13 protein-coding genes are annotated in these 14,305 nt (G+C 31.4%); 10 read left to right on the top strand and 3 right to left on the bottom strand.

What is annotated here, in order from left to right; genetic code table 11:
• Nucleotides 1-422 precede the first annotated feature (422 nt).
• The 3 genes from Q0820_RS11405 to Q0820_RS11395 all read left to right on the top strand — a co-directional run bounded on the left by Q0820_RS11405 (nucleotide 423) and on the right by Q0820_RS11395 (nucleotide 2,662).
• The gene (locus tag Q0820_RS11405; protein WP_298487766.1) at nucleotides 423-1,364 is read left to right on the top strand and encodes a calcium/sodium antiporter; all 942 of its coding nucleotides are present in this window, start codon (nucleotides 423-425) and stop codon (nucleotides 1,362-1,364) included.
• A 158-nt stretch (nucleotides 1,365-1,522) separates the two neighbouring features.
• The gene (locus tag Q0820_RS11400) at nucleotides 1,523-1,678 is read left to right on the top strand and encodes a hypothetical protein (protein WP_298487765.1); all 156 of its coding nucleotides are present in this window, start codon (nucleotides 1,523-1,525) and stop codon (nucleotides 1,676-1,678) included.
• A 12-nt stretch (nucleotides 1,679-1,690) separates the two neighbouring features.
• A complete protein-coding gene (locus tag Q0820_RS11395) occupies nucleotides 1,691-2,662 on the top strand; it encodes a glycerophosphodiester phosphodiesterase family protein (protein WP_298487764.1) in 972 nt (323 codons plus the stop codon).
• A gap of 75 nt (nucleotides 2,663-2,737) precedes the next feature.
• Here Q0820_RS11395 and Q0820_RS11390 read toward each other — a convergent pair whose 3' ends face one another.
• Entirely contained in the window at nucleotides 2,738-3,760 is a 1,023-nt protein-coding gene (locus tag Q0820_RS11390) for a glutamine synthetase beta-grasp domain-containing protein (RefSeq protein ID WP_298487763.1), read from the bottom strand.
• Between the two features lie 205 nt (nucleotides 3,761-3,965).
• Here Q0820_RS11390 and Q0820_RS11385 point away from each other — a divergent pair, with 205 nt between their 5' ends.
• The 6 genes from Q0820_RS11385 (at nucleotide 3,966) to pyrF (ending at nucleotide 10,973) form a co-directional block, all read left to right on the top strand.
• Nucleotides 3,966-6,152 carry a glutamine synthetase III gene (locus Q0820_RS11385; protein WP_298487762.1) on the top strand — a complete coding sequence of 729 codons (2,187 nt, stop codon included), beginning with the start codon at nucleotides 3,966-3,968 and terminating at the stop codon, nucleotides 6,150-6,152.
• A 69-nt stretch (nucleotides 6,153-6,221) separates the two neighbouring features.
• Complete coding sequence (locus tag Q0820_RS11380; RefSeq protein WP_298487761.1) at nucleotides 6,222-7,400, top strand: AIR synthase related protein; 1,179 nt, start codon at nucleotides 6,222-6,224, stop codon at nucleotides 7,398-7,400.
• Nucleotides 7,401-7,450: 50 nt separating this feature from the next.
• Nucleotides 7,451-7,894 carry a ubiquinol-cytochrome c reductase iron-sulfur subunit gene (locus tag Q0820_RS11375; protein WP_298487760.1) on the top strand — a complete coding sequence of 148 codons (444 nt, stop codon included), beginning with the start codon at nucleotides 7,451-7,453 and terminating at the stop codon, nucleotides 7,892-7,894.
• A gap of 54 nt (nucleotides 7,895-7,948) precedes the next feature.
• Nucleotides 7,949-8,944 (top strand): FAD:protein FMN transferase, encoded by a 996-nt coding sequence (locus Q0820_RS11370; RefSeq protein ID WP_298487759.1) that lies wholly within the window; start codon nucleotides 7,949-7,951, stop codon nucleotides 8,942-8,944.
• Between the two features lie 133 nt (nucleotides 8,945-9,077).
• A complete protein-coding gene (gene prfA, locus Q0820_RS11365; protein WP_298487758.1) occupies nucleotides 9,078-10,154 on the top strand; it encodes a peptide chain release factor 1 in 1,077 nt (358 codons plus the stop codon).
• Between the two features lie 6 nt (nucleotides 10,155-10,160).
• Nucleotides 10,161-10,973, top strand: a complete 813-nt coding sequence (gene pyrF, locus Q0820_RS11360) for an orotidine-5'-phosphate decarboxylase (protein WP_298487757.1) — start codon at nucleotides 10,161-10,163, stop codon at nucleotides 10,971-10,973.
• A 1-nt stretch (nucleotide 10,974) separates the two neighbouring features.
• Here pyrF and Q0820_RS11355 read toward each other — a convergent pair whose 3' ends face one another.
• Nucleotides 10,975-11,169, bottom strand: a complete 195-nt coding sequence (locus Q0820_RS11355) for a hypothetical protein (protein ID WP_298487756.1) — start codon at nucleotides 11,167-11,169, stop codon at nucleotides 10,975-10,977.
• Nucleotides 11,170-11,388: 219 nt separating this feature from the next.
• On the opposite strand from Q0820_RS11355, the gene Q0820_RS11350 reads away from it, so the two are divergent.
• Nucleotides 11,389-12,171: an alpha/beta hydrolase gene (locus Q0820_RS11350; protein WP_298487755.1), complete on the top strand. Its 783-nt coding sequence runs from the start codon at nucleotides 11,389-11,391 to the stop codon at nucleotides 12,169-12,171.
• Nucleotides 12,172-12,464: 293 nt separating this feature from the next.
• Here the strand turns inward: Q0820_RS11350 and Q0820_RS11345 are convergent, their stop codons facing one another.
• A complete protein-coding gene (locus tag Q0820_RS11345; protein ID WP_298487754.1) occupies nucleotides 12,465-13,985 on the bottom strand; it encodes an AraC family transcriptional regulator in 1,521 nt (506 codons plus the stop codon).
• Nucleotides 13,986-14,305 lie beyond the last annotated feature (320 nt).

The following is a 14,305-nucleotide window of genomic DNA, read 5'->3' as shown; positions in this document are numbered from 1 at the left end:
TGCAAATGTTATCATACTTTTTTGGTTTAAAGGGTTAAAAAATAAGGTTATTAATAATCGATTATTCAATCAATATATATAAATTAAATATTCACTTACAAGGAATTTTAGTTAAATCGATATAATTAAATACATATATGTAATTAATATGATGATTATGGTTTCGATATTTTGTATATAATCTTAATTGATGTTTTAAAGTGTAATTATATATTTTAATTATTGTTTCATTTTGTAATAAATGTAGGGCGTATTTTGATGGAATTGTTTATTGCAAGGGCATTTTTATTAATTTTTAATCAATTTTTTTCATTTTCATTATTAGTAGCATATAAATTAGTGGTGTTTTAGTTATAATAAAAGGATTAAAAAGAGATGTTTTAATGCCAAAATCTTCACTTATATTTGCACAAAATTTAAAGATGCAGAATATTTTATATATAGTTTTAGGATTAACTCTATTAATAGCTGGAGGAGATTGGTTACTTAAATCGGCAGTTGCAATTTCTTATAGATTAAATATTCCTAAAATTGTAGTGGGGATGACTGTAGTATCTTTTGCTACCTCTGCGCCAGAGTTAATTGTTAGTATTAAAGCTGCTTTAAATGGTTCTCCAGATTTAGCGTTAGGAAATGTTGTAGGTTCTAATATTGCTAATCTGGGTTTAGTTTTAGGGGTTACAGTAATTTTGGGTGCAATAGATGTTAAAAAGACCTTTTACACTACAGATTGGCCCGTAATGATGCTAGCATCTTTATTGTTTTTTGGTTTTATATACACAGATGGAGTTATAGAGCAGTATGAGGGTATTATTATGGTAGTATTTCTTTTTGCTTTTTTAGTTTATTTGTTACGTTTTCAAAAGAAAGCTGTTGAAGAAGATATGGATGAGGAAGAGGAAACCCCTTTAGAGTTATATAAAGTAGTTTTGTTTCTAGGTATTGGTGGTGTTGCATTATGGGGAGGTTCAGAATTATTAATAAATGGCGCAGTTGGTTTAGCAACATTATATGGGGTTAGTGAACGTGTAATAGGTGTAACAGTAGTTTCTGTAGGAACAAGTATTCCGGAGTTAGCAGCCTCTATTATTGCAATATTAAAAAAGGAGAAAGCAATTTCAGTAGGGAATTTAATAGGGTCTAATATTTTTAATTTACTAGCAGTATTGGGTATTACTTCTATTATAACGCCAATTACTGTTGTAGACCAAGGATTGTTAGATTTTGATATCTTTTGGATGTTGGGTATTTCTTTTCTTATTCTCCCTTTAGTTTTTGTTCCAAAAGGCTTGCGATTAGGCTGGAGAGATGGCATAATACTTTTGGGAATATATATAACCTTTGTTTATTTAACAGTCTCTTAAATAAATAACTTCAGAGTATTTTAATTTTCGTATTAAGTTAAGTTATGGTTTCCATAAATTCATTAAGGTAACCTAATAGTGTTAATTGTGTAATATTAGGTTATAAATTCATTAATATGGGTTTTGTTTTTTTACGGTAATCTAAAACTATGATTATTATGAAAAACCTAAAATTAGTATCTGTATCAATTGTAGCCCTTATGTTGGGTTTAAATTCTTGTCAAAAAATAGACGATTTTGTTGGGGGAGGACCTTCTGGAGAAAAACAAGATAAACCTTTAGTAATTGCACACAGGGGAGCACAATCTATCTAACCAGAGCATACTTTGGAAGCGTACGCGAAAGCTATTGAGTTGGGAGCAGATTTTATTGAACCAGATTTAGTAATGACAAAAGATGGGGCCTTAGTAGCTCGTCATGAACCTTTTATTTCTGGAACTACAAATGTTGCCGATTTGCCAGAATATGCCCATTTAAAATCTACTAAGAAATTAGATGGTAAAGAAATTACAGATTGGTTTGTTTCTGATTTTACTTTGGAAGAAATAAAAACCTTAAAAGCTAAACAGGCTAGATCGGACAGGTCTAATCAGTTCGATAATTTGTATTCTATACCAACCATAGAAGAGATAATTGCTTTAGCCAAATCTAGGAAAACCACATCTGGGAAAGTTGTGGGTATTTATCCTGAAATGAAACACCCTTATTTTCATAGCCAATTAGGTTATAATTTTGAAGATGCATTATTAGAAGTGTTAGAAAAAGCAGGGTGGAATTCTTATGAAGCACCAGTTTTTGTGCAGTGTTTTGAAGTAGCTCCTTTACAGTATATAAATACAAAATCTACTGTAAAATTAGTACAACTAATATCTACCTATAATGTAAATGCAGATGGCTCATTAGATTTTAATGTTCCAGCAGGAGATTTTATTTCTTATGCTGCGCCATATGACTTTTATGCTAATGGAGATACTAGAACGTATGAATTTTTTACAACAGAAGAAGGAATGCGTTATACTGCTAATTATGCAGATGGCATAGGACCATGGAAACCATTTATTATCTCTTTTGCAAAAGACGAAGCAGGTGATATTACTATTTTGCCAAAAACAAACTTTATAAGTTTAGCACATAAATATGATTTAAAAGTACATCCTTATACTTTTAGAAATGAAGATGTAAAGTGGAGTAATGGTAATCATGAAAGTGAGTATCATCTATTTTTTAACGCAGGAGTAGATGGTGTTTTTACAGATTATACAGACGAGGCTGTAAAAGCTTTGTCTACGTGGAAATAGAGTGTTAACATTTGATAAATAAAAAAGCTCCTTTATTTATAAAGGAGCTTTTTTTAAATAATAATAGTTGAGTTATTATATGTTTGCAGATTTAACTGTTTTAATAATTCTACCTGCAATTTTGTATGGATCACCATTAGAAGCTGGTCTTCTATCTTCTAACCAACCTTTCCATCCTTTTTCCACAGCAATAATTGGAATACGGATAGATGCACCTCTATCAGAAACTCCCCAAGAAAAATCTGTAATAGCAGCAGTTTCATGTAAACCTGTTAAACGTTGGTCGTTAAACTCACCGTAAACAGCAATATGCTCATCTACAACTGGGCGGAAAGCCTCACAGATTTTAGCATAAACTTCTTTGTCTCCACATGTTCTTAGAATAGTGTTAGAGAAATTAGCGTGCATACCAGAACCATTCCAATCCATATCTTTTCCAAGAGGTTTTGGGTGGTACTCAATATAGTAACCATATTGCTCCGTTAAACGGTCTAATAAATAACGAGCTATCCAAATTTCATCTCCAGCTTTTTTAGCTCCTTTTGCAAATAATTGGAATTCCCATTGACCAGCAGCAACCTCTTGGTTAATACCTTCAAAGTTAAGACCAGCATCTATACATAAATTAGCGTGCTCTTCTACTAAATCTCTACCCCATGTGTTTTTTCCACCAACAGAGCAGTAGTACATACCTTGTGGACCAGGATAACCACCTACAGGGAATCCTAAAGGTAATTGTGTTTTAGTGTCCATAATGAAATATTCTTGCTCAAAACCAAACCAGAAATCATTGTCATCATCATCAATAGTAGCTCTACCGTTAGAAACGTGAGCAGTACCATCTGCATTTAAAACTTCAGTCATTACCAAGTATCCATTAATACGAGCTGGGTCTGGGTAAATAGCAACTGGTTTTAATAAACAGTCAGAAGATCCTCCTTCTGCTTGTCTAGTAGATGATCCATCAAAAGACCAATTATCAAGCTCCTCAAGAGTTCCTTTGAAGTCTTCATGCTCTTCAACTTTAGTTTTACTTCTTAAATTCTGTGTTGGGAAATACCCATCTAACCATAGGTATTCTAATTTAATTTTGGCCATAATGTTATTTATTATTAATTCTTTTAGATTCAAACAAAAATATGTTTTTTGTGTTTATCTTCTAAATTTAAAGGGGGTTAATGTGTTAAAATGCTTCATTTTTTCTTTTTGCCCTGAATTTTATAGGGGAAATTGTTAAATATCTAATTTTTGATAGTAATTTTGATATATTTTTAATTTGAATTATTTATTAGAACAGGAAATTATGTCTAAAATACGATTTAAAGCAATTTCGGAAAGTGCCCAAAGAGAGAGTAGAATTATTGAAGAAAAGGGGAGGCGCTCAGAGTTATTTTGTGTAAATGTTTTTAATACAGAGAAAATGTTACAGTACCTTACAAAGGACGCTTTGGAAAGTGTACAAGGGGCAATTTTTTCTGGTACAAAAATAGATAGAAAAATTGCAGACCAGGTAGCAGAAGCTATGAAAGGTTGGGCAATAGCAATGGGTGCAACGCATTATACGCATTGGTTTCAGCCATTAACAGGTAGTACTGCAGAAAAACACGATGCTTTTTTTGATTTATTACCAAATGGTACTGCTTTGGAAAAATTTGGAGGAGGGCAGTTAGTGCAACAAGAACCAGATGCTTCTAGTTTTCCAAGTGGAGGTATAAGAAATACGTTTGAAGCTCGTGGTTACACAGCATGGGATCCAACATCACCTGCGTTTATTTATGGAACTACATTATGTGTTCCTACGGTATTTGTTTCATATACAGGAGAGGCTTTAGATAATAAGGCACCATTGTTAAGAGCATTGCATGCAGTAGATGAGGCTGCAACTGCAGTAGCAAAATATTTTGATAAAACGGTAGCTAAAGTAAATGCTACTTTAGGGTGGGAACAAGAATATTTTTTAATAGATAAAGCTTTAGCACATTCTAGACCAGATATTATTTTAACAGGAAGAACCTTAGTAGGGCATACTGCAGCAAAAGGGCAACAGTTAGATGATCATTATTTTGGAGTAATACCAAGTAGGGTTCTTAGTTTTATGAGCGATTTAGAAAAGGAATGCACAAAATTAGGAATTCCTGTAAAAACAAGGCATAATGAGGTTGCTCCTAATCAATTTGAATTAGCACCTGTTTTTGAGGAGGCAAATCTTGCTGTGGACCATAATCTCTTATTAATGGATGTTATGGATAAAATAGCAGATAAGCATAATTTTAAAGTTCTTTTTCATGAAAAACCATTTGCAGAGATAAATGGATCCGGGAAACATAATAATTGGTCATTGGCTACAGATACTGGCGTAAACTTACTCAGTCCAGGATCAACACCCATGAAGAACTTACAATTCTTAACCTTTTTTGTAAATACCATTAAAGCGGTTAATACTTATGAAGAGTTGCTTAGGTCCTCAATAGCATCAGCAAGTAATGACCATAGATTGGGTGCAAATGAAGCACCACCAGCAATCTTCTCTATTTTTGTTGGTTCCCAGTTGAGTAGAGTTTTAGATGAGTTAGAAGGGGTTTCTCAGGGAAAACTTTCACCTGAAGAAAAAACAGAGCTTAAGCTTAATGTAGTTGGTAAGATACCAGAAATTTTGCTAGATAATACGGATCGCAATAGAACATCCCCTTTTGCATTTACGGGTAATAAGTTTGAAATGAGAGGAGTTGGTTCTAAAACTAATTGTGCAAAACCAATGACCATATTAAATACTATTGTAGCAAAACAATTAACTGATTTTAAAAAAGAGGTGGATGCTTTGGTAGATAAAAAGAGTCTTAAGAAAGATGAAGCTATTTTTAATGTACTAAGAGAATATATTAAGACTTCTAAAAGAATTCGTTTTGATGGAGATGGGTATAGTGCAGAATGGGAAAAAGAAGCTGTAAGAAGAAAGTTAAGTAATAATAAAACAACGCCAGAAGCACTAAAAGTGCTTACAACCAAAGAAAGTCTAGAACTTTTTAAAGCAACTAAGGTTTTAAGTGAGGTAGAGGTAAGAGCTAGGCAAGAGGTAGAACTAGACTCCTACATTCTTCATTTGCAAATAGAAGGTCGTGTTTTAAAGGAGTTAGTGTATAATTATATACTACCATCATCCATAGAATATCAAAATAAACTTATAAAGAATGTAATGGGTATTAAAGATATTTATGGGGCAGCTCATAAAAAACTTACAGATGGCCAATTATCTATTATAGAGGAAATAGCAGAGCATTTGGTAGAGGTTAAAAAGTTAGTGGACCATATGACGGATACTAGGAAAAAAGCTAATAAACTATTAGATAGTGCAAAAAAGGCAAATGCTTATTGTGAAAATGTTAAACCATATTTTAGTCAAATAAGATACCATTGTGATAAGTTAGAGCAAGTTGTAGAGGATCAAACTTGGCCGTTAACAAAGTACAGAGAATTGTTGTTCATTAAATAGTGGATATAAACTTTTAATTATAGTTACCATCTTTATGGTTTCTATTATTTTTGCTTCAAATATTTTAGAATGAGTTCGTCAAATAGTGAAAGATATAATCAAAGAGGAGTTTCAGCATCAAAAGAGGATGTGCATAATGCTATAAAGAATATAGATAAAGGTCTTTTTCCAAAGGCTTTTTGTAAAATAGTGCCAGACTATTTAACAAATGATGAGGAATATTGTTTGGTAATGCACGCAGATGGTGCTGGTACCAAATCTTCATTAGCATATATGTATTGGAAAGAAACTGGAGATGTTTCTGTCTGGAAAGGTATTGCTCAAGATGCATTAATCATGAATATAGATGATTTAATTTGTGTTGGAGCTACAGATAATATTATGCTTTCCTCTACTATTGGAAGGAATAAAAATTTAATTCCTGGGGAAGTACTTTCTGCTATTATAAATGGTACAGAGGAGTTAATTTCCGATTTAAAAGAACACGGAATTATAATACACTCTACAGGAGGAGAAACTGCAGATGTAGGAGATTTGGTGCGAACAATTATTGTAGATTCTACTGTTACAGCAAGACTTAAGAGAAGTAGTGTTATAGACAATGCGAATATACAAGCAGGAGATGTTATAGTGGGTTTTGCTTCTTATGGTAAAGCTACCTATGAGAGCGAATATAATGGAGGAATGGGAAGTAACGGTCTTACTTCTGCAAGACATGATGTTTTTTCTAAATATTTGGCAGATAAGTACCCAGAAAGTTTTGATGCTTCTGTGCCAGAAGAATTAGTGTATTCTGGAGGAGTAAAATTAACCGATGAGGTTAAAAATTCCCCAATAGATGCTGGTAAACTTGTATTGTCTCCTACAAGAACATATGCTCCCGTAGTAAAACAAATTCTTAAAAAATATACTTCAAAAGAGGTGCATGGAATGATACATTGTAGTGGAGGGGCGCAAACAAAAATTTTACATTTTGTAGATAATTTGCATATCATAAAAGACAATATGCTGCCAGTGCCACCACTTTTTAAATTAATTCAGGAGCAGTCTAACACAGATTGGAAAGAAATGTATCAGGTTTTTAACTGTGGTCATAGATTAGAAGCTTATGTTTCTCCTGAAATTGCAGAAGATTTAATAGCAATAGGTAAAGATTTTGGTATAGAGGCACAAATAATAGGTCGTGTGGAAGAAAATTCTTCCAAAAAACTTACCATTAAAAGTGAGTATGGAACCTTTAACTATTAAGGCATACGATAACTAATATTCTTCCGTTTTTATTTATAAAGTATACCATTATGAAACGTAAAGAGTTTTTAAGAAGTGTGGGGGCAAGTGCTGCTTTTGCAGTGTTATACCCATGTTTAGGAAGCTGTTCTAAAGATGATGCTACAAATGGTGCTATTGTAAAAGAGCCAGAAGAGGTAAATTTTACAGTAGACTTGAACTCTAGCGAAGGACAGAAATTAAATGAAAACGGTAGTTTTATTCTTAAAAATTATGTTGTTGTTGCTAAAAATCTAGAGGGAGAGTATGTAGCTGCCTCCCAAGTATGTAGTCATCAACAGTATGATCAAGTTCGTTTTGTTCCAATAGAAGGTGGTATTTTTCATTGCGATGTGCATGGTTCTAAATTTGCACAAGACGGTTCCCCTTTAAATCAAGTGCAGGGAGACCCAGCAAGGCCAATAAAAATTTACAATATTCAAAGAGAAGGCGATATATTAACTATTACTGCCTAATAACTTTAATTTTTTTTTACTCTAGTTTCTTATAAAATATTAAAACCTAACAAATTGAAAACCTTAATTTTTTTGCTATTTGGTTTTCTTGTTATAGGTGTACATTCTCAAGAAAAAAAATATGTTACTGTAAAGAAAAAAGTGCCTTTAATGGGGGAGACTTTTGATATAACTGTTGTTGCAGTGAATGAAGAGCTTGGGTATATTAATATAGATGAAGCATCAGCAGAAATAGAAAGAATAGAAAAACTAATTTCGTCTTGGGATAAAGATTCTGAAACAACTAAAATAAATAATAATGCAGGAGTAAAGCCAGTAAAGGTAAGTTTGGAGATGTTTGCTTTAATAGAAAGAGCAAAACAAATTTCAGAATTAACAGATGGTGCTTTTGATATTACTTATGCTTCCGTAGATAAAGTCTGGGAGTTTAATGGGAGTATGCAATTTTTGCCTACAGAAAATGAGATAAAAAAATCTATTATTAGTGTAGGTTATAAAAACATTATTTTAGATAAAGAAAAGCAAACAATTTTTTTAAAAACTAAAGGAACACAAATTTCTTTTGATGCAATAGGGAAAGGCTACGCGGTAGATAAGGCTAAATCTTTATTGGTTTCTAAACAAGTTGTAGCGGGCGTAATTAATGCAGATGGAGATATAACAACCTGGGGAACTAAAGCTAGTGGAGAAAAATGGCTTTTAGGAGTAGCAAACCCATTAAGTAATTATAAAATAATTTCTTGGTTACCCATTGTGGAATCTTCTGTAGCAACCACAGATGTTTATGAAAAATATGTAAGCTTTAAAAAACAAAAGTTTGGGCATATTATAAATCCTAAATCTGGAAAACCAGTTAAAACTCTTAAGAAAGCTACTATTTTTGCAAAAAGTGCGGAGTTATGTGATGCTTTGGCTACTGCTGTTTTAGTATTAGGTTTAGAAAAAGGTGTTGCCTTAATAAATCAGTTAGGAGGTACAGAAGCAATTTTTGTAGATGCTAATAATAAACTTCACAAGAGTAATGGGGTAATTTTAGATAAATTACCTTAACTAAAATATATTGCTTTATATTAGTAATGCAACTTATTTCTTTTTGTAACAAAAAGTAGCTTCTTCTTAATAAGAACAATAGCATTAAATGTGTAAAATTATTGTAAATTCGCAACCCAAGTGATGTAAGATTATGATAGACAAATTAAATATTGTAAAGCAACGTTTTGATGAGATTTCTGATCTAATCATACAACCAGATGTAATTTCTGATCAAAAGCGTTATGTGCAATTAACTAAAGAATATAAGGATTTAAAAGACCTTATGGACAAGCGTGAAGAGTACATAACCTATACAAGTAATATAGAGGAAGCTGAAGAAATAATTGCAGATGGTAGTGATGCTGAAATGGTAGAAATGGCCAAAATGCAGTTAGATGAAGCAAAAGAATCTTTGCCTCAATTAGAAGAAGATATAAAGCTAATGCTAATTCCAAAAGATCCGGAAGATGCTAAAGATGTTGTCGTAGAAATACGTGCAGGAACAGGTGGGGATGAGGCTAGTATATTTGCAGGAGATTTATTTAGAATGTATACCAAGTATTGTGAAGGCAGAGGTTGGAAAACTAATGTTATAGATTTAAGTGAAGGTACTAGTGGTGGTTATAAAGAAATTCAGTTTGAAGTTAATGGTGCTGATGTCTATGGTACTCTAAAATTCGAAGCTGGTGTACATCGTGTGCAACGTGTGCCACAAACCGAGACCCAAGGTAGGGTGCATACAAGTGCAGCTACCGTAATGGTGCTTCCAGAAGCAGAAGATTTTGATGTGCAAATAGAGCCTAAAGATGTTCGTATAGATTTCTTTTGTTCTTCAGGACCTGGAGGACAGTCTGTAAATACAACCTATTCTGCAGTGCGTTTAACACACGTACCTACAGGTTTAGTGGCACAATGTCAAGATCAAAAATCGCAACATAAAAATAAAGAGAAAGCTTTTAAAGTACTTCGTTCTCGTTTATATGATTTAGAACTTGCAAAAAAGCAAGAAGAAGATGCTGCGAAAAGAAATTCCCAAGTAAGTAGTGGAGACCGTTCTGCAAAAATTAGAACCTATAACTATGCACAGGGTAGAGTTACCGATCATAGAATAGGATTAACACTTTATGACTTGCAGAATATTATAAATGGGGATATTCAAAAAATAATTGATGAACTTAGTTTGGTAGAAAACACGGAAAAATTAAAAGAAGCTTCCGGAATTTTTTAAAAACAAATGACTACAGAAGAATTAGTTGCACAAATACGCTTAAAAAAATCTTTTCTCTGCATAGGGTTAGATACCGATTTGGAAAAAATACCTTCTCACTTGTTAAAAGAGGAAGACCCTATTTTTGAATTTAATAAGGCAATTATAGATGCTACACACCATTTATGTGTTGCCTATAAGCCTAACATAGCTTTCTATGAAGCTTATGGTATAAAAGGTTGGATTGCTTTAGACAAAACAATTAAATACTTAAATGCAAATTACCCAGAACTGTTTACTATAGCAGATGCTAAGCGTGGTGATATAGGAAATACATCTACAAGGTATGCTAAGGCATTTTTTGAAGATATGGAATTTGATTCTGTTACTATTGCTCCTTATATGGGAAAAGACTCTGTAGAGCCTTTTTTGGCATTTAAAAACAAACATACTATTTTGTTAGCACTTACTTCTAATAAAGGCGCATACGATTTTCAAACCAAATTAATTAATGGTAAGGAATTGTACAAGGAGGTTTTAGAAACTTCAATAACATATAAAAACTCTGAAAATTTAATGTACGTAGTAGGGGCTACCAAAGCTACTTATTTATCAGAAATACGTGAAATTATTCCAAATAGCTTTTTATTAGTTCCTGGCGTAGGCGCGCAAGGAGGAAGTTTAGAAGATGTATATAAATACGGTGCAAATAAGCAAATAGGTCTACTTGTAAACTCTTCTAGAGGTATTATATATGCTTCTAAAGATGAGGATTTTGCACAAGAAGCAGCTAAAAGTGCATTGGTACTTCAAGAGCAAATGAAAAAATTAATGCATTAATCTATTGCATTAATTTTTCTAAATCTTTTTTTATTTTTTGAGCCTTTAAATTGAAGAATTCACCAAGCTTAGTGTCGGTGTTATTTAGATTAGCTTTTTCAATAAAATTCTGGTATTGGTACTCTAAAAGACTTATAGTTTGACTTCCATTTCCTAAAGGTGTGCTAGATCCAACTTTGCAATACTGTTTGTTCATAATAGTAGTTAATGTGTGTTTACAAATATACGTTCAGATAATGTTTTTAGACGTTTGTTAGCAGTGAAGTACATCTAATTTATAGGTAATTCGTCTTTATTTTACCAATTATGCTTTTTTCATTTTATTGTTAATAGAATAAGTGTTAAAAAAATGTGCATTTCGTCGAATATTTAAAAAGTTTTAATACATTGTACCTCACTTAAAAAATGAGGAACTTTGCTTAGTTACACGAAATATATACATGAAAATTCTGATACCTGGGTAACTTTTGTACACGGTGCAGGAGGTAGTTCTACTATATGGCACAAACAAGTAAAGGAGTTTAGAAAGCGATTTAATGTTCTTTTATTAGATTTAAGAGGTCATGGTGACTCTGCAACATCAAAATTTATAGAAAATTTTAATGATACGTATACTTTTGATTCTCTATCAGAAGATATTATAGAAGTTATTAATCATGAGAATATTAAGCAATCTCATTTTATTGGAATATCATTAGGGACTATTATTATTAGAACTTTAGCAGAAAAGCACCCTGAAAGGGTTCTGAGTATGGTTATGGGAGGCGCAATAATGAAACTTGGTTTTAAATCGCGTTTAGTTTTAGGTCTAGGTATGAAGCTAAAGAAAATAATACCTTATGATAAATTATATAATGTGCTTACTTTCTTTATAATGCCGTATAAGAATCATAGAGAATCTAGAATGTTATATATAAATGAATCAAAGAAAATATATAAAGAAGAGTTTCTTAAGTGGTTTAGCTTGGCTGTAGAAATTAATCCCTTGTTAAGGTTTTTTAGATCTGTAGAAATAAAAATTCCTACTTTATATATAATGGGAGAAGAAGATTATCTTTTCTTGCCAAGTATTCGTAAAGTTGTAGAAAAGCACACAGCTTCTAATTTATTTGTAGTGGAAGATTGTGGTCATGTGGTTAATGTTGAACAACCAAAGTTGTACAATAATATGGTGCTAGGTTATCTAGCTGGTTTTTAAATAAATTTCTTCTAGAATTGTTTGAAAGGAAATATTAATTGGGAGTAGTAAAATGCAGCCCTGATTTTTTCTTGATAGCTAATTCAAATATGTACCTTCTAAAATTGAAAACTGTATTTTTTCCTTAAAAGTTGGTGATCAAGGCTGCTACATAATTTACTAATGTAAATAAAACACTTATTAGTAAAAAAAAAGGTAAGCCTTATAAAACTTTACCTTTTAATTATTGGGTTTGCCCTTTTGTAAACTTTTTAAGTGTCTGATTTAAAGTTTTTTGAGTGTGGTTGGTGGAATTAGCTATTTGGGGCTATTTTTTTTTGATATTGACTAGGAGTAAGAAGAGTTTCCTTTTTAAATGCTTTGTTAAAGGTTACTTTATTGTTGTAACCTACTTCATAAGCAACGTCAATCATATTCATTTTTTTAGCAGTATTGCTGTCTAGTATTTTTTTAGCCTCTCTTATACGGTACCAATTAATAAGCTCGTTAAAATTCATATTAAAATGTTCATTGATAACTTGAGAAGCATTATGTCTTGTAGTTTCCAAATTGGTTGCCACCATTTCTAAATTAATATGGTTCTCTTTGTATATTTTATCAATATCAAATAATCGAATAAGATTGTCTTTAAGTTCTTTAGATAGGCTATCTGTTAATCCAGATTTTTGATATTTAAAAAACAATGCATTTTTAGCATTTAAAACACCGCTAAAAACGTCTGGCTGAGCATTTGCAGAATATCCTAGGTATAGAATCATCATAGCCATTGCAAATATTTGCATATTAAAGAAGAATCCAACAGAGATATTATTTAGGGATAAAAACCCGTAAATACAGTAACATATTAAATATAAGAAATGTATTCTGTAGATATTTTTTTTCCATATCTTGTTTTCGTCTGATAAATTAGAGTCTAACTGACTTTTTAAGTATATTTTTCTAATAAAAACACCATAGGTAAGTAATGATATTACTTTTAAAACTACAATGGTTATAAATTCCGTAGAATTTTCAGAGGTGTATCCAGAAGCTTCATTTATAAGAATCTCTAATTTTTCAGTTATAGGAAGTAAGTATTTGGGTATTAGGTAAATAAAAATTAGTAGAGTAGGAATTAAATGTGTTAGGTCTTTAAGTTTAAAAGTATATTGTTGTGTTATTCTTTTAAAATAAAAGTATAATAGGGGGCCATATAAAAATGAAAAACCTGTTGAGATTAAATAAGAATTGGGGAAATTAAATTGATAATTTGTTAAGAATAGGAAAATATGAATTATAAATATTGAATGAGTAAAAATAAAAGCGCTAATAAGTATTTTGGCTATAGAATCAATTTTCTTATTAAAGTGTATAATTACTGTTAAGTAAAAACCTATAAGTGCTACATATAGATAAATAAAAGTCCAAATATTAATTTGAGGCACATATCTTTTTTCAATAATATCAAAAGCTTCCGTTTCTCTAATAGTATCAAAACCACTATCTGCTAAGATGTTAGGGTTGTATTCTTTATGCAAATATTCTTCAATATACTTTAAGCTTTCTTGAGTTTTATTTAATGCGGAATAACTAAGTGCAATTTTTTTTAATACAGGAGCTTTGTTTGGTATTTCCTTTTCTAATGCTAATTGATATGTTTCTATAGCATCATTGTAATTTTGCTCCATAAACAAATCGTCAGCTTTGTTACGAAAGCTGATGGGAGGTAGTTCTCTAGTAGTTTTTTTTTCTGTTCCAATACCTTCTTTAGCAATAGAAGAATATAGGTTTATGAACAGAAATAAGAACGTGATTAAGATTCTTAGTCTCCTCATTTAGTGTTTTATCTGTTTTTGTGTTAAAAAAGTAAATAAAGATAATAAAATGAAGGACTTAATAATAATAATATCGTTTTAATTAAAGTAAAAACCGATAATAATTTACATTTATGAAGATTATACTAGAATACCAAATTAGTAACTCCCATGATTGATTTTTAAAATAAAAAAAAACCGGTGCTCCCACCGGTTTAAACTAACTAACTCAAAAAATTACTAACTTAAAATAACTTTTACAAATGTCTTTAATTAAAATCTAATAATAGTTAATTAAAGATTAAATTTTTATAAATATTCTCTTTAATAAAAACAACGCT

Source organism: uncultured Maribacter sp., assembly GCF_947495965.1.
Lineage (GTDB): Bacteria > Bacteroidota > Bacteroidia > Flavobacteriales > Flavobacteriaceae > Maribacter_B.
The sequence above is the reverse complement of the archived record's forward strand: the minus strand, read 5'-3'. Positions and strand labels throughout refer to the sequence as shown.

Bases quoted from the DNA above. Each gene is read 5' to 3' on its own strand.
- Q0820_RS11375 (WP_298487760.1), top strand. From the start codon at position 7,451: ATGAAACGTAAAGAGTTTTTAAGAAGTGTGGGGGCAAGTGCTGCTTTT.
- Q0820_RS11405 (WP_298487766.1), top strand. From the start codon at position 423: ATGCAGAATATTTTATATATAGTTTTAGGATTAACTCTATTAATAGCT.
- Q0820_RS11385 (WP_298487762.1), top strand. From the start codon at position 3,966: ATGTCTAAAATACGATTTAAAGCAATTTCGGAAAGTGCCCAAAGAGAG.
- prfA (WP_298487758.1), top strand. From the start codon at position 9,078: ATGATAGACAAATTAAATATTGTAAAGCAACGTTTTGATGAGATTTCT.
- Q0820_RS11390 (WP_298487763.1), bottom strand. From the start codon at position 3,760: ATGGCCAAAATTAAATTAGAATACCTATGGTTAGATGGGTATTTCCCA.
- Q0820_RS11400 (WP_298487765.1), top strand. From the start codon at position 1,523: ATGAAAAACCTAAAATTAGTATCTGTATCAATTGTAGCCCTTATGTTG.
- Q0820_RS11345 (WP_298487754.1), bottom strand. From the start codon at position 13,985: ATGAGGAGACTAAGAATCTTAATCACGTTCTTATTTCTGTTCATAAAC.
- Q0820_RS11380 (WP_298487761.1), top strand. From the start codon at position 6,222: ATGAGTTCGTCAAATAGTGAAAGATATAATCAAAGAGGAGTTTCAGCA.
- Q0820_RS11355 (WP_298487756.1), bottom strand. From the start codon at position 11,169: ATGAACAAACAGTATTGCAAAGTTGGATCTAGCACACCTTTAGGAAAT.
- pyrF (WP_298487757.1), top strand. From the start codon at position 10,161: ATGACTACAGAAGAATTAGTTGCACAAATACGCTTAAAAAAATCTTTT.